This is a genomic window from Petroclostridium sp. X23 (assembly GCF_030013905.1).
GTDB lineage: Bacteria > Bacillota > Clostridia > SK-Y3 > SK-Y3 > X23.
Genome location: NZ_CP124862.1, coordinates 4,718,067 through 4,742,104, shown reverse-complemented (window position 1 = coordinate 4,742,104; position 24,038 = coordinate 4,718,067). Strand labels below are relative to the sequence as shown.

Annotated in this window: 28 protein-coding genes; 3 read left to right on the top strand and 25 right to left on the bottom strand. The window is 36.7% G+C overall.

What is annotated here, in order from left to right; all coding sequences use genetic code 11:
• Positions 1-55: 55 nt before the first annotated feature.
• The 4 genes from QKW49_RS22365 to QKW49_RS22350 form a co-directional block, all read right to left on the bottom strand.
• A complete protein-coding gene (locus QKW49_RS22365) occupies positions 56-1,054 on the bottom strand; it encodes an ABC transporter permease (RefSeq protein WP_282864853.1) in 999 nt (332 codons plus the stop codon).
• Positions 1,047-2,549, bottom strand: a complete 1,503-nt coding sequence (locus QKW49_RS22360) for a sugar ABC transporter ATP-binding protein (protein WP_282864852.1) — start codon at positions 2,547-2,549, stop codon at positions 1,047-1,049. The genes QKW49_RS22365 and QKW49_RS22360 overlap by 8 nt, the downstream gene beginning before the upstream one ends.
• 11 nt (positions 2,550-2,560) lie before the next feature.
• Complete coding sequence (locus tag QKW49_RS22355; RefSeq protein WP_282864851.1) at positions 2,561-3,586, bottom strand: Gfo/Idh/MocA family oxidoreductase; 1,026 nt, start codon at positions 3,584-3,586, stop codon at positions 2,561-2,563.
• Between the two features lie 86 nt (positions 3,587-3,672).
• Complete coding sequence (locus QKW49_RS22350) at positions 3,673-4,752, bottom strand: substrate-binding domain-containing protein (protein ID WP_282864850.1); 1,080 nt, start codon at positions 4,750-4,752, stop codon at positions 3,673-3,675.
• A 1,182-nt stretch (positions 4,753-5,934) separates the two neighbouring features.
• Between QKW49_RS22350 and QKW49_RS22345 the strand changes: the two genes are divergently transcribed.
• On the top strand, positions 5,935-6,069 hold the full coding sequence (locus QKW49_RS22345; protein WP_282864849.1) for a hypothetical protein: 135 nt from the start codon (positions 5,935-5,937) through the stop codon (positions 6,067-6,069).
• Positions 6,070-6,148: 79 nt separating this feature from the next.
• Here QKW49_RS22345 and QKW49_RS22340 read toward each other — a convergent pair whose 3' ends face one another.
• On the bottom strand, positions 6,149-7,156 hold the full coding sequence (locus tag QKW49_RS22340; protein WP_282864848.1) for a DUF4003 family protein: 1,008 nt from the start codon (positions 7,154-7,156) through the stop codon (positions 6,149-6,151).
• Positions 7,157-7,356: 200 nt separating this feature from the next.
• Between QKW49_RS22340 and dmpI the strand changes: the two genes are divergently transcribed.
• Positions 7,357-7,548 carry a 4-oxalocrotonate tautomerase DmpI gene (gene dmpI / locus QKW49_RS22335; RefSeq protein WP_282864847.1) on the top strand — a complete coding sequence of 64 codons (192 nt, stop codon included), beginning with the start codon at positions 7,357-7,359 and terminating at the stop codon, positions 7,546-7,548.
• 81 nt (positions 7,549-7,629) lie between these two features.
• Here the strand turns inward: dmpI and QKW49_RS22330 are convergent, their stop codons facing one another.
• The 6 genes from QKW49_RS22330 to QKW49_RS22305 all read right to left on the bottom strand — a co-directional run bounded on the left by QKW49_RS22330 (position 7,630) and on the right by QKW49_RS22305 (position 10,319).
• Entirely contained in the window at positions 7,630-8,028 is a 399-nt protein-coding gene (locus QKW49_RS22330) for a secondary thiamine-phosphate synthase enzyme YjbQ (protein ID WP_282864846.1), read from the bottom strand.
• A gap of 28 nt (positions 8,029-8,056) precedes the next feature.
• On the bottom strand, positions 8,057-8,473 hold the full coding sequence (locus tag QKW49_RS22325; protein ID WP_282864845.1) for a secondary thiamine-phosphate synthase enzyme YjbQ: 417 nt from the start codon (positions 8,471-8,473) through the stop codon (positions 8,057-8,059).
• A 136-nt stretch (positions 8,474-8,609) separates the two neighbouring features.
• Positions 8,610-8,795 carry a 4Fe-4S binding protein gene (locus tag QKW49_RS22320; protein ID WP_349239055.1) on the bottom strand — a complete coding sequence of 62 codons (186 nt, stop codon included), beginning with the start codon at positions 8,793-8,795 and terminating at the stop codon, positions 8,610-8,612.
• A gap of 194 nt (positions 8,796-8,989) precedes the next feature.
• Entirely contained in the window at positions 8,990-9,802 is an 813-nt protein-coding gene (locus QKW49_RS22315) for a Cof-type HAD-IIB family hydrolase (RefSeq protein WP_282864844.1), read from the bottom strand.
• A gap of 174 nt (positions 9,803-9,976) precedes the next feature.
• Positions 9,977-10,180 (bottom strand): L-serine ammonia-lyase, iron-sulfur-dependent, subunit alpha, encoded by a 204-nt coding sequence (locus tag QKW49_RS22310; protein WP_282864843.1) that lies wholly within the window; start codon positions 10,178-10,180, stop codon positions 9,977-9,979.
• Positions 10,110-10,319 (bottom strand): hypothetical protein, encoded by a 210-nt coding sequence (locus QKW49_RS22305; RefSeq protein WP_282868241.1) that lies wholly within the window; start codon positions 10,317-10,319, stop codon positions 10,110-10,112. Before QKW49_RS22305 ends, QKW49_RS22310 begins: the two co-directional genes overlap by 71 nt.
• A gap of 700 nt (positions 10,320-11,019) precedes the next feature.
• Here QKW49_RS22305 and QKW49_RS22300 point away from each other — a divergent pair.
• Positions 11,020-11,385: a TM2 domain-containing protein gene (locus tag QKW49_RS22300; protein WP_282864842.1), complete on the top strand. Its 366-nt coding sequence runs from the start codon at positions 11,020-11,022 to the stop codon at positions 11,383-11,385.
• A 34-nt stretch (positions 11,386-11,419) separates the two neighbouring features.
• On the opposite strand, the gene QKW49_RS22295 is transcribed toward QKW49_RS22300, so the two are convergent.
• The 14 genes from QKW49_RS22295 to QKW49_RS22230 all read right to left on the bottom strand — a co-directional run bounded on the left by QKW49_RS22295 (position 11,420) and on the right by QKW49_RS22230 (position 24,032).
• Entirely contained in the window at positions 11,420-12,385 is a 966-nt protein-coding gene (locus QKW49_RS22295; protein WP_282864841.1) for a tyrosine-type recombinase/integrase, read from the bottom strand.
• A gap of 132 nt (positions 12,386-12,517) precedes the next feature.
• A complete protein-coding gene (locus QKW49_RS22290; protein ID WP_282864840.1) occupies positions 12,518-12,688 on the bottom strand; it encodes a helix-turn-helix domain-containing protein in 171 nt (56 codons plus the stop codon).
• Between the two features lie 174 nt (positions 12,689-12,862).
• Entirely contained in the window at positions 12,863-13,597 is a 735-nt protein-coding gene (locus QKW49_RS22285) for a hypothetical protein (protein WP_282864839.1), read from the bottom strand.
• 180 nt (positions 13,598-13,777) lie between these two features.
• The gene (locus QKW49_RS22280) at positions 13,778-14,929 is read right to left on the bottom strand and encodes an XRE family transcriptional regulator (protein ID WP_282864838.1); all 1,152 of its coding nucleotides are present in this window, start codon (positions 14,927-14,929) and stop codon (positions 13,778-13,780) included.
• A 4-nt stretch (positions 14,930-14,933) separates the two neighbouring features.
• Positions 14,934-15,599: a hypothetical protein gene (locus tag QKW49_RS22275; RefSeq protein WP_282864837.1), complete on the bottom strand. Its 666-nt coding sequence runs from the start codon at positions 15,597-15,599 to the stop codon at positions 14,934-14,936.
• 207 nt (positions 15,600-15,806) lie between these two features.
• Complete coding sequence (locus QKW49_RS22270; RefSeq protein WP_282864836.1) at positions 15,807-16,475, bottom strand: hypothetical protein; 669 nt, start codon at positions 16,473-16,475, stop codon at positions 15,807-15,809.
• Positions 16,472-16,939: a phage holin family protein gene (locus tag QKW49_RS22265; protein WP_282864835.1), complete on the bottom strand. Its 468-nt coding sequence runs from the start codon at positions 16,937-16,939 to the stop codon at positions 16,472-16,474. Before QKW49_RS22265 ends, QKW49_RS22270 begins: the two co-directional genes overlap by 4 nt.
• A gap of 56 nt (positions 16,940-16,995) precedes the next feature.
• Positions 16,996-18,183 (bottom strand): hypothetical protein, encoded by a 1,188-nt coding sequence (locus QKW49_RS22260; RefSeq protein WP_282864834.1) that lies wholly within the window; start codon positions 18,181-18,183, stop codon positions 16,996-16,998.
• 2 nt (positions 18,184-18,185) lie between these two features.
• On the bottom strand, positions 18,186-20,237 hold the full coding sequence (locus QKW49_RS22255) for a hypothetical protein (protein WP_282864833.1): 2,052 nt from the start codon (positions 20,235-20,237) through the stop codon (positions 18,186-18,188).
• Positions 20,238-20,250: 13 nt separating this feature from the next.
• Positions 20,251-20,610, bottom strand: a complete 360-nt coding sequence (locus tag QKW49_RS22250; RefSeq protein WP_282864832.1) for a DUF6711 family protein — start codon at positions 20,608-20,610, stop codon at positions 20,251-20,253.
• A 13-nt stretch (positions 20,611-20,623) separates the two neighbouring features.
• Positions 20,624-22,843: a hypothetical protein gene (locus QKW49_RS22245; protein ID WP_282864831.1), complete on the bottom strand. Its 2,220-nt coding sequence runs from the start codon at positions 22,841-22,843 to the stop codon at positions 20,624-20,626.
• Positions 22,844-22,888: 45 nt separating this feature from the next.
• The gene (locus QKW49_RS22240) at positions 22,889-23,272 is read right to left on the bottom strand and encodes a Gp15 family bacteriophage protein (RefSeq protein WP_282864830.1); all 384 of its coding nucleotides are present in this window, start codon (positions 23,270-23,272) and stop codon (positions 22,889-22,891) included.
• Positions 23,241-23,543 carry a hypothetical protein gene (locus tag QKW49_RS22235; RefSeq protein ID WP_282864829.1) on the bottom strand — a complete coding sequence of 101 codons (303 nt, stop codon included), beginning with the start codon at positions 23,541-23,543 and terminating at the stop codon, positions 23,241-23,243. The genes QKW49_RS22240 and QKW49_RS22235 overlap by 32 nt, the downstream gene beginning before the upstream one ends.
• 39 nt (positions 23,544-23,582) lie before the next feature.
• Positions 23,583-24,032, bottom strand: a complete 450-nt coding sequence (locus QKW49_RS22230; RefSeq protein ID WP_282864828.1) for a hypothetical protein — start codon at positions 24,030-24,032, stop codon at positions 23,583-23,585.
• Positions 24,033-24,038 lie beyond the last annotated feature (6 nt).

The following is a 24,038-nucleotide window of genomic DNA, read 5'->3' as shown; positions in this document are numbered from 1 at the left end:
CATTCTCCTTTACCATAATTTTATCTTGCATCAAACCGCTTCATGCTTATCTCGTTTAAGCTTCTTTGAAACTTTCGGATTTTTGCAGTATTACAGCGATAATAATGATCAGCCCTTTAATAACCTGCTGCGGATATGCAGGAACATTCATCAAATTCATGATATTTCCTATCATTCCCAATATCAATACCCCTAGAAAAGTATTCAAAGCGCTACCCTTTCCTCCGTTTAAACTGGCTCCGCCGATAACGACAGCAGCTATAGCGTCCAGCTCAAACCCATCCCCTACAAGCGGAGAACCTACGCCTGTCCTTGAAGTACTTATGATCCCTGCTATTGCTGAAAATGCGCCTGAAAAAACATACACCATTAATTTATAATAAGTGACCCGTATGCCGGATAACCGCACCGCTACTTCATTACTTCCGATAGCGATAATCATTCTTCCAAACACCGTATATCTAAGAATGATAAGAATCGCAATAAAAATAGCAAACATTAGATAAACGGGATAAGGAACCCTGAGGAAATAATCTGCACCAAACGATGTAAGCCCTTCTTGTTCTACCATAATAGGGGCGCCTTTGGAGATTATAAACGCGAATCCCCGGGCTATTGTCATTGCAGCCAGTGTAACTACAAAGGGTGCAAGCTTCTTTACTGATACAAGATACCCGGAAAAAACTCCAAATACCACTCCCATTAGAATTGTTAGCGCTATGGCTGCAGGCAAAGGCATGGATAGCGCAAAATACGCTGACAATACGCTGGAAAGTGCTACAATTGAACCCACCGAAAGATCAATCCCTGAAGTAAGTATAACCATCAGCATACCCATACTGATAATACCCAGTCCGGACATTTGCCTTAATAAATTAAAAATATTTCTTTCGGTAAAGAATGACTTTGATATGATACTGGAAACCACCGCAAGAATAATAAAAATGATAACACTATTATATTCCAACAACCAGTTTATTATTTTCTTCGGTTGCATGGTCAGTCTTTTTATATTGATGCTTCCGCTTGTTTCACTAATTTTTCCATTACTCACCTTGTTTCCCCCCAATAGCCATTTTCATAATAGATTCTTCAGAGAATTCACCTTTACTCAATTCTCCTTTGATACTCCCTTGTCCAACAACCAGAATCCTGTCACACATTCCGATAATCTCCATTAATTCAGATGAAATCATAATGATTCCCACACCTCTGGCCGCAAGCTCATTAATCAAACAATAGATCTCTACCTTAGCGCCTACATCAACACCACGGGTAGGTTCATCTAAAATGATGACCTCACAATCCGCATTTACCCATTTCGCAAAAGCGACTTTCTGTTGATTCCCTCCGCTCAGATTGGCCACATATTCTTCAGTACTTCTGGTTTTGATGGTCAGTTTTTCGATCAGTTCGTGGACATCGGCTTTTTCTTTCTTCTTTTTTATCAGTCCGGCAATCCCTGTAATCTTCTTCAGGCTGGACATGGTCACGTTATATCTGATAGGCAGCGTAAGAATGACCCCTTGTTCTTTACGACTTTCGGGCAAAAGGCCTATTCCGTATTTCACCGCTTGCTTTGGAGTTTTGATTTTCAACTCCTGGCCCTTCAAAAATACTTTTCCGGATACAAAAGCGTCGGCACCGAAAATGGCTCTGGCTATTTCAGTTCTTCCGCTTCCCACTAATCCCGCAAGTCCTACCACTTCCCCTTTTCTAACCGAAAAGGAAACATTATTTACTTTTTCATCACTGTTCAAACCTTCCACCCTGAACAATTCTTCACCGATGACACATTCACGCTTCGGGAAAAGTGCTGACAATTTACGGCCGATCATCAAGCTAATCACATCATCGGTGGATACCTCGTGAGGGAATACGGTTCCGGTAACACAGCCATCTTTCATCGCGGTAATTCTATCGGATATTTTGAATATTTCATCCAATCTATGAGAAATATAAATAATACTGACACCTTGCTCCTTCAGCTTGAACAGTATCTCAAACAAACGTTCCGCTTCTCTAGGCGCCAGCACAGCGGTGGGTTCATCCAGAATCAACACTTTCACATTTTGGGATAATGCTTTAGTGATTTCAACCACTTGCTGAAAAGCTACACTTAACTTGTTTACGATGGTACGGGAGCTTATATTGAATCCGATGCTTTTAATTAACTCATCGGCTTTACTATATAATTCACGCCAGTTCATAATTCCTCTCCGGTTGCCCATCCGGTTTATGAAAATATTCTCGGCTACCGTAAGATGAGGCGCTAGGGCAAACTCCTGATAAATGATTCCAATCCCTAATTCTTTCCCTTTATGAGGATTATTGATATTGACCTGTTTCCCATCAATTCTTATAACGCCGCTATCCTTTTGGTAAGCACCCGATAGTATTTTCATCAAAGTGGACTTCCCTGCGCCGTTTTCTCCCACCAACGCATGGATCTCTCCCGGCTTTACGCTAAAAGTGACATCCTTGAGTGCATGAACTCCTCCAAAAGATTTCGAGATATTTTCCATCTCAATTCTATATTTTTCGGACACTTTGATTCCTCCTAATCAATCAGTACGGATTGGCCTAACTGAATAGATTTATTTACAGCCGCAGCGATTTTTACTGCCTGTAATCCATCTTCTGCTCCAACTTTAGGATTTCTGTGCTCAATAATACAATCTATAAAATGCTGCGCTTCCTTTACATAAGCATGTTTGAACCTGTCAATAAATGATGGTGATGCAGGTACCGAAAGTTTCTTGCTCTTATTTGCGCTTATAACATCCACATGCCCCATATCTCCTATGACAATCACCCCTTCATCTCCTACAACTTCAACTCTGGCATCATATCCATATTTGATATTAAGAAGTCCGTCCACAGAGCCTAAGGCTCCCTTACAAAACTCCATATTAATGACCAGCGTGTCATTGATCATTTTTCCTCCGCACCGGGCAGCAACGTCTTTTGACGAAAGGATTCCGGCTTGGGCATAAACTTTTCTTACCTTATCATCCATCAACCAACACATTCTGTCATAATCATGTGAACACAACTCAAAGGAAATATCTCCACAAGCTTCCGGATTAGCACCCCATCCCGGCACCGGTGGCAATCCAGGGTCTCTGGATGTTGAGCGTATAAAAACTGGGGTACCCACCACGCCTTGTTCCAATGCCTCTTTTGCCGCTTCGAAAGCATCATCAAATCTGCTCATAAAACCCAATTGATAACAACATCCGCTCTCTTTCACCGCTGCTGCTATTTCTTCCGCATCTGCCACTGTTAATGTTAACGGTTTTTCACAAAATACATGTTTTTTTGCTTTTAATGCTTTTAGGCTTAATTCTTTATGGGTTCCGATAGGTGTCGATATACAGATCGCATGGATATCAGGCCTCATGAGTATATCATCCACTTGACTAAATACTTCCGCCCCTAAATGACTGCCAAGCTTATCCGCCGACTCCTTGTTCTGGTCTACAACCGCCGCTACTTTTCCTTTGCTAACCTTCCCATGGAAATTGCCTGCATGAAGCCACCCCATTCTTCCGGCGCCTATCACGGCAACATTTACATTATTCATAACATCATCTCCATTCAAAAATATGTTCTCTGCATGGTAGATATCTACCATGCAAAGAGGGTCTATATTTTTATCGAAACCATTGTTTAGAAATCTGCATCTGCCCTGTAGTACTTGTCTACGTTTTCTTTGGTTATGCACATAGGTTGAGTATAATATACTTTTGGAAAATCTGTTTCACCGTTCAGCACTTTGATTGCTGTTTCTACTCCCGTTGTGGCCACCAGTGCAGGGTCATTCATTCCGGTTGCACCGTATTCGCCTTCTTTAATCAGTGCATAGGCTTCCTTTTGTCCGTCTGCAGCTGCTGCAATCAATATGTCATTCTTCTTTCCTGCTGCTTCAATAGCCTTTATTGCGCCCAATGCCATACTGTCATTTTCAGTTACCAATACATTGATATCGGGGTGCGCCACCAAGATATCTTCCATTGCTTTTAATCCGCCTTCATTGGCCCAGTTGCCCCAGCCCTGTGCCACGATTTCAAAGCCCGCTTTGCCTTCTTCTCTTAGCTGATATTCCGTCAACCCCCAGAAAACTCCGTTTCTGCGGTTTTCACCGGCCGGATTTCCTTGCTCACCACTAAGCACAGCCATTTTAATTGCTTTTCCTTTCATCTGAGACCCTAACCAATCTCCTACCAGCTTCCCATTTTCAAGATTGTTGGACTGAACAGTTGTAATAAAATCTGCTGAAGGGTCAATAGAACTGTCAATAATGATTACAGGTACCCCTGCTTTCTTTGCCGCTTTAGTAGCCGGTACCATTCCTTTGGGGTCTGTCGGATTTAAGAGAATGATATCCACCTGTCTTGCAATCAGATCCTCTACATCAGCAATTTGCTTGCTCATTTGTCCCTGTGCGTCCAAACCGATAAATTTGACACCCAGTTCTTCACATTTCTTCTTCGCAGCGTTCATCTGTGCAGCAAAATATGGTGCTGATAATGTCTTCATGGATAAACCAATAGTGATGTCTTTCATATCTTTTTTTACTGCCGTACTCTTGTTCTCAGCTCCTGCCGATTTTGAATCTTCCGCATTATTCGCAGTATCCTTCACCTCTGCGGCATTTGTGTCTTCTTGTGAACTTCCGCATCCTGCAAATAATCCTGCCATCAATACAACTGTCAGAACAATCGCCAATACCTTTTTTACCTTTTTCATTTTGAAACCCTCCCATAATAAATTAAAATTAGGATATTGTAGTACTTCTTACCACCTCAGCGAGATAAGACTCACCTCCTTTCCCATGGAGCATATTAAAGTTATGGCTCACAATCTTAATTCCTTATTTTGCTCATATCCGGCAAGACCATTATTTTAATACATCCAACTTATTAAGGCTCTATATTAAATTTTTAAGAAAACAATTTGAATATTTTTCTATTGTGATATATGTGACATTTTCATTATTGTATAGATACGGTTCCAAATAAATCTGAGATATAAACAACTCGTTTAGTGATTGCCTATTTAAAAGATGCGCCAATTTATATTTAGGGTATTACCAGTACGATATCAATCTATCAGCCTGTATCAGGTTCTTCATAATACTTAATAACACTTTATTACTTTGTCATTACATTATGATATTATAATATATTCTACATCATTTTTAATAATCCTTCTTTTTTTGAAATTTTTTTTATTTTTGAAAAAACTAATAAGTTTTAAAAAGTGAACTTGCCCATGTACTAAGAAAAAATGTATCATACCCTGTTATAGCTACCGATCTACAAAATAGTTAATATACATTTCATTATGTTATTTTCTAGTTTGCATCTACTGCTTGTACTATGGTAAAATGACGCAAAAAAGCATATTCAAAATCATATACGTAAGTATGGCAATAAAGATGAAGTATTTAAAATCCGTTGGGCCATACTAAAAAACATAGAAGACCTTAGCCCTGAGGAATATGATATTCCTGAACTTAAGAAATTCATCAAAACTCTTGATAACTGGAATAACATACATCCTAAATTATTACGATTATCCGATATCTAATGGTACTACAGAAGGCAATAATCATAGGGTTAAAAATATTCAACGCAGAGCCTATGGATATCGTAACCGTGATCATTGGGAAATCAGAGTTAAATATGAATTTGAATGTGCTTAAAATTTTCAGTTTTCAAGGGGCCTAGGATACATGCAACTACCCATATTGCTATATTTATCCTCTAGTGGAATAATAGCTATACATAGATAAATATATCAAACATAGGAAATTTTATGTTCCCAATCAATAGGTAATCAATAATTTTCCTATTGATTACCTATTGACAGGGCAGGTGCACTATCTATCACAAAATTTATTGTTGAACCGAAAAAGATATTGCCGGGGTGCATGAGCATGAATTGATTTTAAACGCGATTCTTGCCGAAGATGAAGCAGCATTAAAAGAAGCGATCACTATACACATAGAAAGCGCAAGAACATCCATAGGGCTTATTTTGAAAGTGAATAAAATGTTTTAAAATAGAACACCCTTCTCTACAACAGCACTTAGTAGAGAAGAGTGTTCTATTGCAAAACTTAATTTATCAGTGCCAATCATTAGCTTCCTGCGCTGGCCGCAGCAGAGCTGGCCGCCGTAGCAGCCGAAGTCGCTGCAATAAGCGCGGCTGTTTGTGCGGCAATCATTGCTTCTATGGAAATTCCAATACCGGCTTCCAACAATTCATTACCTTGACTGTGTTTTTCAATATATTGATTTGCAACTAATGCGGTTGCTGCTAATACATTCATATCCTTGTTCACCCATTTAAAGTTTTTATCGGATTTTAAATCGCGGACTACTTCAATTACTTGTTCGACCGCTTCTTCACTCATCTCTCCCAGCAGTGATAGATGTCCTAATATACCATAATACGTCGAGGAGACATGAAGTTTTTCCTGCTTTAACCGGTCATAGATCCGCCGTGTTCGCTGCGCTTTCGTTTGTGCAGTACCGGGTAAAAAGGTCAATAGATGCGATAGAAACTGAAGTCCATTACTCTTTCTAAACCCTTCACGATTCAGCATATCAAAATTACTTTCTATCTCGTACATAAGCATGTCACTTTTTTCATCTGTCTCGGATAGCAATACCGCAATAGGATAATCATCAGCACCGGTGAGCCAGAAATGGTTTTCTTTCATTTTTTTATATAGTTCCACCGCTTTCCGAACTCTGTGCTGGATATCTTCGGCACTACATGTAAGCAGCAATGCATAAGATGCAATTGATAGATACGGACTATTCTTAAACCCAACATCTTTCATTTTTTCTTCATAGCTTAAAAGATCATCGAAAGACTGCCGCGGGTTATCAAATTTTGCAATCAATAATGCTGCTGTAGAAAACATTTGATGTCCTCTATAATAGGAAAAACGTTTAGAATTTTTCTTAATATATTTCACCATTTCATCAAATTCATTTTTATCAAAATTTTTATTACTCAAGACATATACTAAAGTTATAAATCGCAGTGATAAATCACCAATCGACCACCTATATTGTTTTTTAAATGTGTCGAAGGTTTCTATCAGCAACTTTACTTTTATCTTTAATTGCTCATCCATGCTTTTCATCCTCCCTTTAAACCCATTCTAATACTATTATATCTGATATCCTAACAAATATCTTGCAATAAAGTAGAATTATTAAATATTTTTTAATATTAACCGCTTTTTTTTAAAATAAAATACATCAATTAATCCCTTGTATTTATGATTAACAGGGTGTAAAATTAATTAAATAACTATAGAAAGTAGGTGATCTTATGCCTGTAATTACAATAGAACTTGGTAAAGCTACCAAAGAACAAAAGGCTGAACTTGTGAAAGAGTTTGTTACTAAAGCAAGCGAAATTCTTAAAATACCTGAGCAGTCTTTTGTAACTCTTATTAAAGAAAATGACTATGATAATCTCGGTAAAGGCACACAACTTCTATCCGAGATACGTTCCAAATAAGTCCAAAGCAATGAAACAAGGACGAACAGTATATTGGTCACATTTTGCGCCTACTATGCTGTCCGTCCTTTCCTTTTATGTTTATCCTTTTATTATCTTTATGTAAACCTTTCTATGTCTGGGTCCATCAAATTCGGTAAAGTAAATACCCTGCCATGTGCCTAACATCAGTTGGCCTTCATTTATAATGATATTTTTACTTAGCCCCATAAGACTTGCTTTTATATGTGCCGCTGAATTTCCTTCCATGTGCTTATATCGGTCTTCAAAAGGAACTACTTTATTTAGTTCCATAATCATATCGTCTACTACATCAGGATCGGCATTTTCATTAATAGTGACTCCCGCTGTAGTATGTGGAACATACACACAGCAAATGCCATTCACTATACCACTTTTATTCACTATTTCACGAATCTTGAAAGTGATATCAATAAATTGGGTATGACTTTTTGACGGAACTTCAATTTCATATACCATAGGCAATCACCTCATTCCAAATAATCGCTTACTCTCCTATCACCTTAACCAGTACCCGTTTGCGTCGTTTACCGTCAAATTCACCATAGAAGACTTGCTCCCACGGCCCCAGATCTAGCCTTCCATTGGTTATGGCAACCACAACCTCTCTCCCCATAATCGTACGTTTGATGTGGGCATCGGCATTATCTTCATAACCATTATGTTTATATTGATCATATGGCTTTTCCGGAGCTATTCTTTCCAAGAATACTTCGAAATCATGATGTAATCCACTCTCATCATCATTAATGAAAATACTTGCCGTAATATGCATAGCATTACATAATAGCAAACCTTCTTTAATACCACTTTCTACTAAACAGCGCTCCATTTCGGGCGTTATATTGATGAACTCCCGCCTCTTATCGGTACAAAACCATAATTCCTTACGAAAACTTTTCATAACCTATCACCTCACTCGCGTTAATTCTTAATTTTGTCTTATAAGAAAAAGGCATATATATCCATGCCTTCAACTGGTTATCATCTAAGATTATATTATAGCTGCAGTCTCTATACAAGAGTCACATACATTCTTATTACTGCGCTTTCAAAGCTCCCATCGGACATACCATCACACACTTCTTGCACTTGATACATTTCTCTTCATCCAAAACCGGAGCAGAATACCCTTTTTGCGTTAACGCACCTACAGGGCAAAACTTTATCGCCGGACATGGATGATTTTCAGGACATCTATTTTTATCTACTGCTATTTGCATCATTATCACCTCTTCATTGATTTATATATACATTATATACCCCCTTAGGGTATATGTAAACATTTTTTACATATAATTTAAATATATCTGCTATAAAAAATATGGGACCAGGCACACTGATTTGTTTAAACCGGTGTACCTAGTCCCATAATTCTTTGTACTCTTATCACTATTTTTAAAGACAATTATTTTTGTGATTATGCTTTGGAGGTGCTGCCCAAGACAAACTTATGTATTGCATGCGCAACACCATTCTCATCATTTGATAAGGTAATATAATCTGCTTTTTTCTTAACACCCTCTTTGGCATTTGCCATAGCTACACCCAATCCGGCATATTCCAACATGGAAAGGTCATTATGACCGTCACCTACCGCAATCATCTCACTTGGACTTATTTTGTAGTGTTCTCCAAGCTTTTTCATCGCTATTGCTTTAGATGCATTTTTATCTACAAATTCAAGAAAAACAGGCCGTGATGTATGATAATTAATAGCGTCACTTAAATATTGTCCCACTTCATTTTCATGCCTTTCAATGACATCCGGTTCATCATACCACAATACTTTTGTTACACCATTCTTTACGATTTCATCTATATCCTTCATTAAGACCGGCTCTACCCTAATTCCTTCTGCGTATTTCCTTGACCTATCATCTATTCTATTTACATATAATTGATTATCCACCCAAACGATAATAGTAGTATGGTACTTTTTACCCAGTTCAATGATACTCTTCGCATGCATAGCAGATAAATTCTGTTGATACAGAATTTTTTTGGATTCTCCCATGATAACCATCGCACCATTGTAAGTGATAAATGGTAAGTCCAACCCGATTTGTTCAATAAGAGGTTCAACCCCTTGAATGGGCCTTCCGGTAGAGATAGTGAAAATCAAACCTTTCTCCACACCAAGTGTAATAGCCTTTTTTGTTTCATTAGAGAGTTCACCGTTACTATCTACCAATGTACCGTCAATATCTACTGCCATTAATTTATACCGCATCGCTACACCCCGTATTATCTAAACATATTTTATGAAGATTATTATTATTCAATTAAACTATATACCTTTTTACCGCATCTTCATATCCATTATACATTATTATTGTTTTATATGTCTAAATAATATCATAATATTTTCACTTTAAACCACATTGCTTAATTGTATCATGGCACTTTATTCTTGTATTTTCCAAATGTATTCAAGCAGATATACGATACCGCAACTTGCTCCCGCCGCTGCTATGACAGCTCCACAAAAAGAAGACAGTCTCCCGAACTTACTTTTTATAAAAATAGTAACTAAGTTGCTAACTGTTACAGCTCTTATAAGCTTGTCTTCGCTTACATCCAGATATTCTCCATAACTTACTACGGGCATTGTTGCCGCTCGCCTCGCATTCAACAGATTGAATATTTCCTTCTACCGCTTTGTATGCTGCTGCTGCAGCATATGCTAAAGCAATAGGTTCTGTACATCCAAGTGCCGATAAAATTTCTTTCTCCAATATATTTTTCATAGCACATAATTGCCTCCCTTAAAGATTCAAGGAATAGTTTTCAATTTTTCCCTCTTAATGTAAAAAAATATTTTTTCCTGTAAAAACTACCTTCGCATACGCTGTTTCCTTGAACAATGATTTTGCCCAGTTCAAACTGAAATTGAGCAAATTGAGAATCATAATTTACCAATTTGTATATCATGTGCGTTCTTGCAGGGACGGACAACCCTGCAAGCAGTCATTTAAATGGTTATAGTTATAAAAGAAAAGCCTTCCCAAAAGGAAAGCATTTAAGAAGATCTCACATAAACTACTAATGTCCGATCCATTATTGGGATTCCATACATTATATAGAATAAGTGAATATTATTTAATGTGATTCGCATTGCAATACTTCTGAAGTATACTTAATTTTATAGTCTTTCATCTGGAGCTGGTAGCCGGAATCGAACCGGCGACCTGATCATTACGAGTTAATTCTTACATATAAGCCACAACAATAGCTACACCTAATATAACCGCTTATTTTACTGGTTTTTAATACTATTTCATATCACAACAAACTATAATTAATAACAATTAATTATAAAATTATAACTACATAATAGCTACAAAAATAGTTCGTATTTATGTGACTATTAAAATAATAACAAATTTCGACATTTTTTTCAATACTTATATGATATTATAATGCTAAAATTTACACAGGAGTGATCGTATGAGCGATAACACCGTAAACCAACAAACCAATAGTTATCAACCCGTTAATTATCAACCACAGCCTAATATGCAGCAACCTGCACAGTATCCACCTTACCAGCCACCTACTATTATTATTAACAATACAAATACTAATATGAATACTGGACAGCAATACATTTATAAAAAGAAACTGACAGCATTAATATTATGCGCTATTGGACTATTAGGATTCGCTGGTTTTCATAGATTTTATGTCGGTAAAATTTTCACAGGTATTATATATTTCTTAACTGGTGGGCTATTTTTTATAGGAACAGTGTTTGATCTTGTTATGATTTCAACTGGATCATTTAGAGATAAAGCAAGCTATCCATTAGTATAAAAATTTAATTAATATGAATAGGTAGGCGATATGCCTACCCTACTTTTTTATCTGCTTCAAAAATCTTATCTACTTTTGATTGAATATCCCGTAATGATTGATGCGCATAAACTTGGGTTGTATTTATGTTTTCGTGGCCTAGCTGAATTTGTATAACTTCTAAGGGTATCCCTTTACTGAGCATGAACATGGCAAGGGAATGCCTAAAAATATGCGGATGCACATTAGTTTCTATTCCTGCTCTTACGCCCGTATTTTTTACGAAATCTTGTATCGCTTTAGGACTCCAACGGTTGCCTTGACTGGATAAAAATAAAGGCTCTCTATCATCATTTCGCGTATCAAGATAGGCTAATATCCTTTCTTTCGCTTCTATCCAAAACGAACATTCTCTTTCTTTATCACCTTTGCCACAGACAATAAAACGTCTTTTTTCGAAATCCAAACTTTTTCTATTCAATTGGTATAGTTCGCTTAACCGACATCCTGAATAAAAAGCGAGAGTGATCCATGCAGCTCCGCGAAGATCATTCTTCTTCTCACAGTATGCAATTAGTTTTTCAACTTCCCATTTTTCTAAATGGCCCCGAAGTTTCTTCCTAGTTTTTATCTTATCTACTTTGTCTAAAGGATTTTTCATGTCCAAGTACTCTTTTTTGATCATTATGCTGTAAAAAGTATTGAGCGCAGCATGTTTTCTATTAAGCGCTTCAGCTCCATTCTTTTTACCGCTTAACCGGCCTAAAGCGCAACACTGTAGAAAATCCTCAACGTCAGTATGAATAATTCCACTAAAATGTTTGTTATCTTTATGTTGCTTTAAATATCTTGCAAATAGATTTAGCTCTCCTTCAAGCGCCTTCAAACTTTTATTTGTAAGTCCATTCGTCCATCGTAAACCTATATATTTTTCGATAAGCTTACTATTACTTTCGTGTACCTTTTCTGTATTTTGAACTATCTTAAATCCTTTTTTATCTTTCTTTTTCTTTTTTGACATAAAGACCCTCCTGATTTTCACCTCTTGAAGAAGCCAATATGCTCTGATATAATAAAAGAGCATAGCATACTTGCTTCAAGTGTGTTTTTGTGGTGAGGAAGCTGGTTACTTTGGTCGGTGACAGCTTCCTCTTTAGTTTTGTTTGTTTTTTCCTATCCATTGCATTACAGCTTCTTTATTAAATCGAACGCCGCGTCCGACTTTAATACATGGCATCCCTTCCTTTCTCCACCTGTCGATGGTTGTTCTTGTTACTTTTAAGTAATCTGCTAACTCTAATAATGTAATTAATTTATCACCCATTAACTACCTCCTATATATTTACTTATATGTAATTATAATGAATTATATGTAATAAATCAAGTACTATTTTACTTATTTTCCCAAAACAAAAAGCTCCCGGTAACCCAGGAGCCATACGTCAAACTTTAGGTTAACGTAATATAAAGCCATCTGTTTCTAGATAAGAAAAAGAATTCACTGAGGTGATATAAAAACAGTCATTCTCATTTTTTCATTACTTAATTTTTCTAAATCTGTAATTAATCCAATCGGATTGCTGATATTTGCTTCTCTATCATAAATAAAACATACTAAATGGTTATATCCATTAGTTTGTTTGTACCTCTCAAAATCAATTATCAACTGTTCTCCTACTTGTTTGTCATGTAAAACATTGTTAGTCATTTTAGTTTCTATAATGAGACCGTATTTAGGCAACAGAAAGTCGACTCTTGAATTACCTCCGGCATAACTTGGTACATAGTCTTCTGGTCTAATATCATCGACAAAAAGCTTTAGTATTGAATGTATGGCATCCTGTAAATCATGCTCATCATTAATTTTAATTGTTTCTCTGTTGCCGTATCTGCGTTTTATTTTTATATCAAACTTATTAAAATTCATACAAATATTTTTTATTAAAGGTAATATATCCTCTTTAACCGGAATTGGAGGATATTCATTAAAGGCTTTAAGAATCCCTATGAGCGGATAAAATCTATCATTACCAAACCCATTTGCAGTCTGAGCTATTTCTCTGAATCTCTTTGTATCAGTATCACCCGGAAAATTTAATTCCACAAAACGAATAGCAACTGTCAACCATTCCTCATATTCTTGTCCAGAATAATATTCTCCAACATACTCACTATTTTTATAGCATTTTTTTGCTGCCTCTTCACCCATCTTAATTAGTTCAGAAATATTCATATTAATCCCTCCCACAAATAATCAGCTTTCTATTATAAATATTCGCTTTGCAAATCTTCTTTTATTTTATTCTTTTGAAATGTTATAAAACCCTGCAAAAAACAAAAATAAATTATCGCAAATTTCGACAAATAAAAAAGCCCCGGGTCCCGGAGCTATACAGCAAACTTTAGCTTTATACTATTTAACTAGCTCTAATTTAGGTTTTATACTTAACTTTTTCTCTTCAAAAAAGTCAGGATCTAGGCAGCACACATTCAAGAGCTCATCTTCGCTAAATAATATTGAATTAATAATTTCTGATTTCACTACAATACCGTTTTCTACAAGTAAATTAAAAGCCTCCTTAAACAGTTGTGGGTCCTCGCTTTTGGTTACATCATCTAAAGGTTCAAAAGTACGCCATTTTCTTTTACTAATCTGTTTTTGAAGCATTGTAAATCTCTCTTCAGTAATTAACTCTAAATCAAGGCATCTTCTCACTATTGCCCCTATAGATATTCCCCACTTAGCCTTCAATGGTAATAAAGCATCTAATGATACAAATGAAACTTCATCTATAACTGCTTCACTTGGGAATAAAAACTCACCAGCAAAGTAATTAGCTTCTTTTTCTCTCTTTTTTAAATCTTCTCCATCTTTTAAATTTCGATGTAAAACTATATGTGCTAATTCATGTGCTAAAGTAAATCTTGTTCTCGCTGCTGCATTTCTTTCTGTATTCAAAAAAGTATAAGGTCTTTTTCTTATCCATTTTGAATATCCATCTGTTTTTTCTGAATCTAACATCAATCTGGCTATTATACATCCATTTTCTTGCATTATATAAGTCAAATTCTTTATTGGTTTATCATGTAATCCCCAGTGCTTCCTTAACCTTTTTACAATGATCTTAATATCATCATCGCTATATTCTTTTTTATATTCAACATCAATAAGGTTAATTTCAGGTAAATTTATATATTGTTCTATAAAGTATGTTACCTCTGTTGAAAGATAATTAAGCTTTTGTTCCAACATTTCTTTCTTCTTACATGGTATAGCGCTACTTCTAAAGTAAACTTCCCCTTCGTCAGTACATACAATCCTTTTTTTATAAAAGAAATTAATAGGGAAGTCTAGTTTTTTAGATATTTCTAGCAGCATATTTAAAGGTGGAGTATTTGTGCCGACTTCATAATTGCATATAGCTTGCCTCGTAAGTCCTAACTCTTTAGCTAACTCTTGCTGTGTTAATCCTCTATAAACTCTTGCTTCTTTTATTCTTTCAGGGATTACTGCTTTAGTTTTATCTATTATTTCTATATTTTTAACTTTAGTCCCCGAATTCATCTCATTAACCCTCCAACTGTTGTTTTACATCCTTAATTATATTTTGTGCATTAAGTATGCTTTTTTCTTTTTCCCCATTGCTCATAGACGATATATAAATATGTAACTTATCCATCAAATTTATAGAATAATGTATTTGCTTTAGTTGGCTATCAAAAAAGACTACATCGGCAAAGCCAATACCATTCCAATCTTTTTCAGCCCCATATAGCAATACTCCATGATAATTATTTTCTCCAGAAATTTCTGGTTCAAATAACGAAAACTGCCCATCGAGTTCATTGTTTTTTCTGCATTTTTCCTTGAGATACGCTTTATCATTTTTGTCAATTCTTCTTCTGTTTACACTACGCATTATGGAAATTGTAATATCATCTTTTCTCAAAATAGGTATGCAATATTGATTTCTAACATTAATCTTTTCTTTATGTATTGTAAATGGACATGCTGGGAGGGAACATTGACTTGACAGTTGCCTATTTATACTATAACTCAGCAAGTGACCTGGCACAGTGTTTAAATAATCTGAACAGTTAAAAAACTCATTATTTAATTTCATGAATTCTTTACAAGTAGCCTGCCCAGTTTCCAAAACAGGAAATAGCCAGCCCAAGGATCTATCATCCAATATTGAATCAATATGTATTTTCTTTTCCGTTGACAAATTCATATGTTTTTCTCCTTTCCGTTACCTCTATACTTTTATAATAAACTTTTTCAATTGTATTGTCAACTCCATTTTTTAAAAAACATACTGGTTCTATATATGCAAAACTATTTTTAGGTAAAAAATAACCCCAGACTGCTGCCAGAGTATGCACTAAACTATCCATTTACGCAAAAAAAATAAAGCCCCAGGTCTCCCCGGGGCAGTCTATTATTTTGCGTTATTATGAATCTTTACTATCAATGTCGGCAAGAACTCAAGCACTTTCATAGCGCCTATATTGTTAGCAGCCTTTGCCATATTGGATACATCAATAATTGCTTGGATCCAGCTTTCATCGTTATCTGCAGCATTTATTACAATTTCTTGCCAGGTTTCTTCTGCTTTTTCATACTTTATGTACGGGCATTTCAGCCAGTGGGTCCATGGAGTCGATCCGGATCCGGTTAACGGGGTTTGGATCACACCGTATTTTGTACCGTGAGCCTCAATAACCTGGCCACCTCTAATGTACACGCCTATATGCCCTTTCTTCCACACACATAACCCTTCTATTTCTGGTATTGTGGAAATCTCACCTTTTTCTTGGGCTAAGCTGTACATGCTGTCTGCAGATATATCAGTCTTCGGGTTGTATACCAAAGTACCACTTTCACTCCAATAAGCTCCTTTTATCAGACCGACACAGTCGGTAACCTTCCGGCCAAACCAATTTGATCTAATAAAATTTGCATACCCACCAACTTCACTCGGGTACTGCTTAACTTTTTGATCGTACAGAGCTTGTGTGAGAACTTGGCCAAAGGTCCCCCAAACGTAACCCCATTTTTCTGCTGCTGCTTTTTTCGCATATTCAACCAATATTTTATTGTTAATCATTGTTCCACACTCTCCTTTTCTGGCATCTTAACAATCTTACCTGATTGATCTTTCATGTACCCAAATGCTGTTCGTAAAAAAGGTGGGACCGGCAATCCCAGCACTACCCAATTTTCTGTTATACTTAGGCCTTCATTGCCGATAAGATATAATGTTACAGCAATTCCTAACAGCCCACCGGTACTAAAATCGAGCCCTGCCCGTGCAGCTGTATCCATAATAGTATAATCAGCCAAGAACCCCACCAGCACAATCAATATGTAGAATAACTTTGTGATTGCCCCCCATATCCCTTTTCCTGTATCAAACTCACTATTCTTCAGAGCTACGGTAACACCTGTGACATAATCCACCATCATTAGAATAGCTAAAACTACTAACAAAGCGTTGAAGCTCCCCACTAAATAACCAAACACCCCCGCTATAACTCCCATAGCTCCTTTTGTTGCTGCATTTTCTGTCATTGTTCATCATTCCTTTCTTTATTTTAAAATTAAAAGAAGCCCATTGTCTGAGCTTCTTAAATAACAGCTTGCTTCCATTGTCCGTTAACCTTTATAAATGGTATTGCTTCTTTCCAAGCTCCATTTACTTTGACATATGGTGTCGCTTGCTTCCATTCTCCATTGATTTTTATTAGTATTTTACTACTCGATGGTGGTAGCTCTATTTCTTGTGTTCCTGTCCAAACTTGATAAGCACTTGAATCTCTTTCAGTCCAGACATAATAGATCTTATCGTTTAATACTTGTAATTTAGGCTCATCTTTATAATACTCACTTGTTGTAATGTATGTTTCAGCAAACCCCGTACTATCAGTATTCATTTCACCTGTAGCTATTTGATAACGATAGTCATCATATTGACACCAAACATAATATATTTTATTTTCAGCCACTTGTAATTGAGGAAATATCTTGCTATAATTGCCTGTAGTTCTCTGTGTTGCAGTAAAACCTGTGCCATTGATATTCATTTCTGCTGTCCATATTTGATATTCGTCATTTATATCCAAGCCATGAAACACATAATATATCTTATCTCCTACTATTTGTAATTGTGGCCATGCTTTGTGCTTATCCCCTGCAGTTTTTGTTTCTATTACAAAACCTGTGCCGTCTATATACATTTCCCCTACCCATATTTGAGAAACATAAGAATCATCAGATTCAGAACCAACATAATATATCTTATTCCCCATAATTTGTAACTGAGTATATCCTCTATGTCTGCCTGTAGTTCTCTGTGTTGCAGTAAAACCTGTGCCATTGATATTCATTTCTGCTGTCCATATTTGTTGCCTAAAATTTTCATCTCCATTCCCAAAAACATAATATATTTTACCGTTATATACTTGAAAATCGATATAAGCAATGTCTGTTAAATTTGTAGTTCTTTGAGTAGCTGTAAATCCAGTGCCGTCTATATTCGCTTCTGCTGTCCACAATTGCGTGTAATAACTGGAATCATTTTGAGCCCAAACATAATATATTTTATCCCCATATACTTGAAATTTGAGGTAGAGAGTACCGGTATTGGGCCCTATCTCAGTAGCCACAAAACCTGTACCATTAATATTCATCTCTGCTTTCCAAATATATTGAGAGTTGACCCAAACATAATAAATTTTATCGTTATATACTTGCAAATCCACACGTCCGTTGCCTGCTGTAGTATTTGTTCTTTTTGTTGCAACAATAGCACTCATAATTACACCTCATATTTTAACCAGATATCACCGTTGTTACCATCTAGGGATGTTGGATCTGAAGTTGAATAGTGGATATTTCTTAAAGACCCATTTGAGGTTGCATTACTTGGCGCTGATATACTAGTAGAAATAGATAATGTCTCAGTAGTAACATTTGCTGCGGTAACATTAGTGCAATCAACATTTTCAGAGTTAACGTTACTTGTATTAACATTCTCGCCGCCAATATTATCCGCAGTGATGTTCCCTGCGCTAACACTTTGAAATTCAACAGAATTACCTAAGTTAAGCCCTGCTTCCCCAAGCGATATAGATACCCCCATACCATCTTCTTTAATATACTGCAGAGTTAATCCATTCGCATCTTTCCATATAAATCCTTTTCCGTTATTTCCACTTCCTGTTCCTGCTCCTAATATGATTTTTGGTGTGTTATTCGGATCGTTTGGGTCAAAAGATATTTCAAGCTTGATAGTTTCTGTATAAACATATGACATAACCGGATAGTCCGTTTCATCCGTGGTTGTTCCCATATGTGTATCATCAAGCCAATACAGAGGATTTCCATTTCTATCAGTAACCTGTTCTTCCTGCAAACCGTCAGTACTTGCAGTAATATATTGAGAATACTGAGCATAATCACGTTTGTAATGTATATCTGATGTGTCACTGTTAAGATAATTTTTAATTTTTGCTATTCCTGTATCAAGTCTATCAACTGTAAGTTCAGCTATCGTAGCATTACCGGCAGTCAAAATTTGAGTTACATTTGTATTTGAAACAACAACACTTAGGTTTGCTCTTAACGCATTAAACAGATCTGTAGAAAGCTCACCGTTAAATACAAAATTCCCTTTTTGAGCATCAAAATATAATTTTTGTTCCCCATTTGCATACATTGATAATTCATCGCTGTTAAAAACTGCTCTACTAGCGCCGTCAGATCTTTGTATGTTTAGTCCGTTTGTTCTTCCAATAGTTACCCCATAATATGGTGTATCTTTTTGTACTGCGTTCGCTATCGTTTTTGAAAGATTCCCTTCATAGTTAAATTCACTTTTTAATACGGATGGTGATGGTGCTGTGATAGTTGATAGAAGCCCACCCTTAAATGATGTTTTATTTGTCATTACAAATGATGGAATCCAACTACTTGCTGGTTTTAAAATTCTAATAGTAATTCTATCGCCGCAATCAATGTATGGCGCGCCTTTCCAAACCATCGAAAAAGGAATATATGAAAAATTGTTTATAATTGAATATAGATCTGACAACATCTCTTCAGTCATAAACGGATTGTATATTTTTAGTGTATTAGCACCTGAACCGGATCCGATCTCGAGAGTCTCGCCATCTTCGTTATATGTTAAAACAATTCTAGTTATAACCTTCATATCAGTTATATCTACTTTAACATATTGAGAAGGGTCTATAGCTGCAGTATTAGGGACACCGACCATACAAACAAACTTCACTTCTTCAGCCCTTGACAATTTAACGCTAGCCCCATGAGCAGAAGCTATATAGCCCATCATTTCACGATATGTGATATCTTCTAGCTTGTATGGTATTTCATAGTTCGGATTAATCACCACGCTACTATGACTTGTCATACCAAGCATTGACATCATTTCATTCCATACTGATTGCATTGATACCGGGTATGTTAAATTTGAATTGAATTTGTTTTGAGTCCTGGCTAATAGATCACAACAAACAAATGTCCAAACGCCATTTTTATACGATCTAGTATCAATATAAAATGTGCCCAACGGTACCCACTCTGTATACCCAGTATTGGTTTTCAACCTTATATTCGGAACAATTTTAGCACTTGATGGCGCATACTCTTCTGTCTTGACGGACAACGTTAACTTTGAATAAAGCACTGTGCCTATTTCAAAATCATCCCCTGAAATTATACTATCATCTATATAAAATTCTACAACTTTTGTTTGGTCATACTCTGTTGAATCAACCATAGCTTTGACTTCAAATTCTCTATCAGGCTTAACTATATACTCCTTAAATATATCTGATACATTATACATAGCTTACCCCCCTTTACTTTTCTGTTAAGGTTACTTTCAAGCCTGACCATAAAATTTGTCCATTCTTCGATAGCGCCGCAGGTGTCGGCCTATTCCCCACATAAAATGTTTTTGTTTCATACTGTCCTGTCATAGGATCAGGATAATAAAAGTCAAAGAACACATCTTGCATTGCTTGAAGTATTGAGGAAACATCCTCCCAGCTAAGTACACCCCATGACATTTCGATCTGCCTTTTTACTGCTACCCTATCTCTGTTCAATGTCCCATCCGCAGTTCTTACAGTAGACTCACCATTGTCTATGTCGAGAGGCGTTACCGTAAACTCCTTTGGATATACTGAAATTTCTGTATTATTTATCTTTAATAACATAGTACATCACCTTCTATACGTTTAATAACGTTACTCCAGCCTGTTGTTGCAATGCATTTATTGACTTAATTGCTATTCTTCCGAATTCAAATTCTCCTACTTTTAGTACTAAAGTTTCCGGCATATCTTTATTGTTATTAGTATTCAATGCTGATAGTGCTGCTGCAACCGCCTGAGCTATTGTTGTAGCAAAATCAGTGATGAAGCTTGAATTCTCTAATGGGATTACTGCTTCTTTTTTGCTATTTTCACCCATCATTGCAAGTGTAGGTTGAGTGATTATCCCGCCTGTTGCTAATTTGGGTATCTCTTTTATATCAAAGCCCCATCCTCCTACTTTCCCAATGCCCGGTATATCTACTTTTGGAACTTTAATTTTATTTAATCCCCTAACTAAATAGTTAACTGCGTCAATAATTAGATTGATATTCCCTTTAAATATCCCTGTTAAGGCATCACTAATACCTTTAAAAATATTTTGCACACCAACCCAAGCCCTTTCCCAGTCACCAGTAAATGCTCCTGCTAAGAAATCTATTATACCGCCTAATGATGTTATTATTCCTTTCGCTACATCTGCGGCAGCCCCCAGCACCGTGCCAAGTATATCAACTATTAAGTTTATATTACTCGCAAATGATGTATAAAAGTTTTTATAGAGCCATTTTACAATAGGATGTATGAAACTGTTATATATCTCTAATGCCCCTACTGAAAGCTTTCCGATAAAAACAGATAGCTCTTCAACCAATCCTTTCAAGTGTTTATCCCATAACCATGACATCTCCTCAAGAAAGTTAGTTAAAACAGGGATAGTGAATTGATTAAGATGAATATTAAATAGCTCTGTAAGATTTTTAAATGCTTTCCCGATCTCTTTTATAAGATCTTGATCAAAACCCTCCCATGCGCTTTTCATAATGTCTATTGATTCTTTTGTAATATCAATAGAAGTGCTAAAAATATCAGATATTTTATCTTTTATTTTTGCGAACGCAGGAAAAGAAGATTTAACTGCATCTAAAAGAGGCCCCCCAAAAGCATTTTTAAAAAAGTTGCCTACATCTAAAGCCAGTTGTTTTATTTTAGAAAGAGTATTCATAAGCGGCTCAAATATCTTTGTATCAATGCCTACATCACTTTCAGTATTTACAGTTCCGAGATCAATATCACCAATAGAAGATGTATTACCGCTTATACCTTCCATCGCATCAGCAGTATTTTGAGTAAGCACATTAAGCTGGTCAAATGACCCAACTGATCTTTTTAATTCTTTATTGGTTTTCTTAACAGCATCACCCACGCCCGCAGAAGCATCTGACATGCCGTCCATAGAAACTGCAGCCGTTGCAGCAGCAGCCGCACCCTGGGCAGTGGCTTTTTGGGCGCCAAACACCATTTCTGTAAAAGCCTTAAAGTATTGCGCTGCTATCTGCAACTTCTGTATAAGTGTATTTAAGCCCTTTATAACTGGCGTTAATACGTTTATGAATCCTTGGCCCATGGTTGATTGGAAGATCTTCCATTGTTCACCCATAAGCCTAACTTGATTTGCCCAGCTGTCGGAAGTCCTTGCAAAGTCTCCTTGTGCATCTTTTGTAGCATTAAGCAGATAGTTGTATCGCAGCAATGTCTGTTCGGCTTGCGTCATTTCTTGATAACTTTTCCTAATTCCTTTGGATAAGGCGTACGCTTCCAAATTGGCTACAGACATGTTAATGCCTAATTGCCTTAACGGTTCGGTTTCTCCTGCTAATCCTGAACGGATTTTCTGGAAAGCTTCATCCTGGGATAAATTATAGAATGAAGCCATGTCCCCGGTTAGACCGGTTATCTTTTTTGACATATCCACTATTGCTTGACCTGTAAGGCCGGAGCTTTTTAGCATAGCCCCCATTGTAGAAGAGAACCTCTTTGCTGAAAGCTCGGCCATACCAAAATTATTCAAAGCTTCTTTTGAAAATTGGTTTATATCTTCGGCCATAGCTCCAAATGTAACATCAACAACGTTCTGAACTTCTGTTAAATCAGAAGCAAGCTGAACGGACGCTTTTCCAAAATCAATCATCGACTTAACAGCAAATGTGGCGGCAATAGTCGCACCAAGCTTTTTAAATGCACTGCCTACCATAGATTGTGCATTACCGGATATTCCCCGCAGTTCCCTATTAAAGGCTCCGTAATTTATGCCAAGGTCAAGGTCAATTCTTCCAACATTATCTCCGCTCACCATTTCACCCCCTCATATTTTTTCATAAAAAAGAAAGCCCAAATAATTTTAGGCTTTCTTTTTACCGAACATGGCCGCAAACATTTTCCCCAATGCTTCCATATCCTTATTTAATTTATCCGGGTTTTCCAAACGTTTCATCGCCAGTCTCTTCTGCCAGTCCCTATGTATTCGCTTTTGGTCAGGCGTAAAGTTTTTGATTATTTTTGGGTCTTTCTCTGCCCTTATTGTAACGATTTGTCCGAGGGGTGTATCCGGCATCAACCCACCAACCAATGTACAAAATTCATCCCATGGCATGTCTGTGTGATGCCTTATCCGTAATCCGTATTGCTTTGCTATGCTTGCTTCTACTAATCCCCAATCTTCTCGCAAATCGTACCATACTTCTCCTGTTGACTTATCCTTGAAATCGTTTGGCAGCTTCATCATATTCGATGCCCTGCACAGCCGCCATAATTGCAATTGTAAGCACTTTAAAATTACTAATGGACATCTTCCTTACTTGTAACTCTTTCACTGCATCTGCGCCTAATGAAAGTTCTATCGCCTGCACCATGTTGTCAGCAGAACTATCAGAAGCAAGTTCTTCAAATTTCAATACGGTTTCCATACCATCATTTACAGTGTACTCTTTATCACCAATAACAATTTTTGGTTTTTCGGAGCTTAATTTATCAGTGATATTAATAATCTTTGCCACAAAGCCCACCTCCTCTCGTTATACGATAAAACCAGCTGATTAAACAGCTGGTGTATAGGCCGGAAGCCCATCTGAAAGAACTTCAAATTCTAAAGTATCAATATTCGTGCTATCGCCGCCAGCAGGAGTGGTTAGATTAATAATGCAATTCATCGTTAACTTATCTCCATTCGGTAGCTCCCACTCAAATATGCTCTCTACATCTTGCCCTGTGCCAAGCAGTAACCCTGCAACATAGTCATTTCCAGGATCACCATAGTTTCTCTTACCTGTAAAGCTGAAACTTAACCCTTTACCGGTGACAGCCCTTCTGATCCATCCTTCGGTATCCATCGGTGTCCACTCTTCCGTATTAGCATCAATACTAGGGCTGAACGTCTCTAAGTCCTTAACAACAACCATTGTTAGAGGATCCGTTGTTACTCTCCCAGCGGTGTTGATCTTAAATTTATTGTTGTGTACAGGAAATACACCAGTTTCTCCAGCCATTCTCAT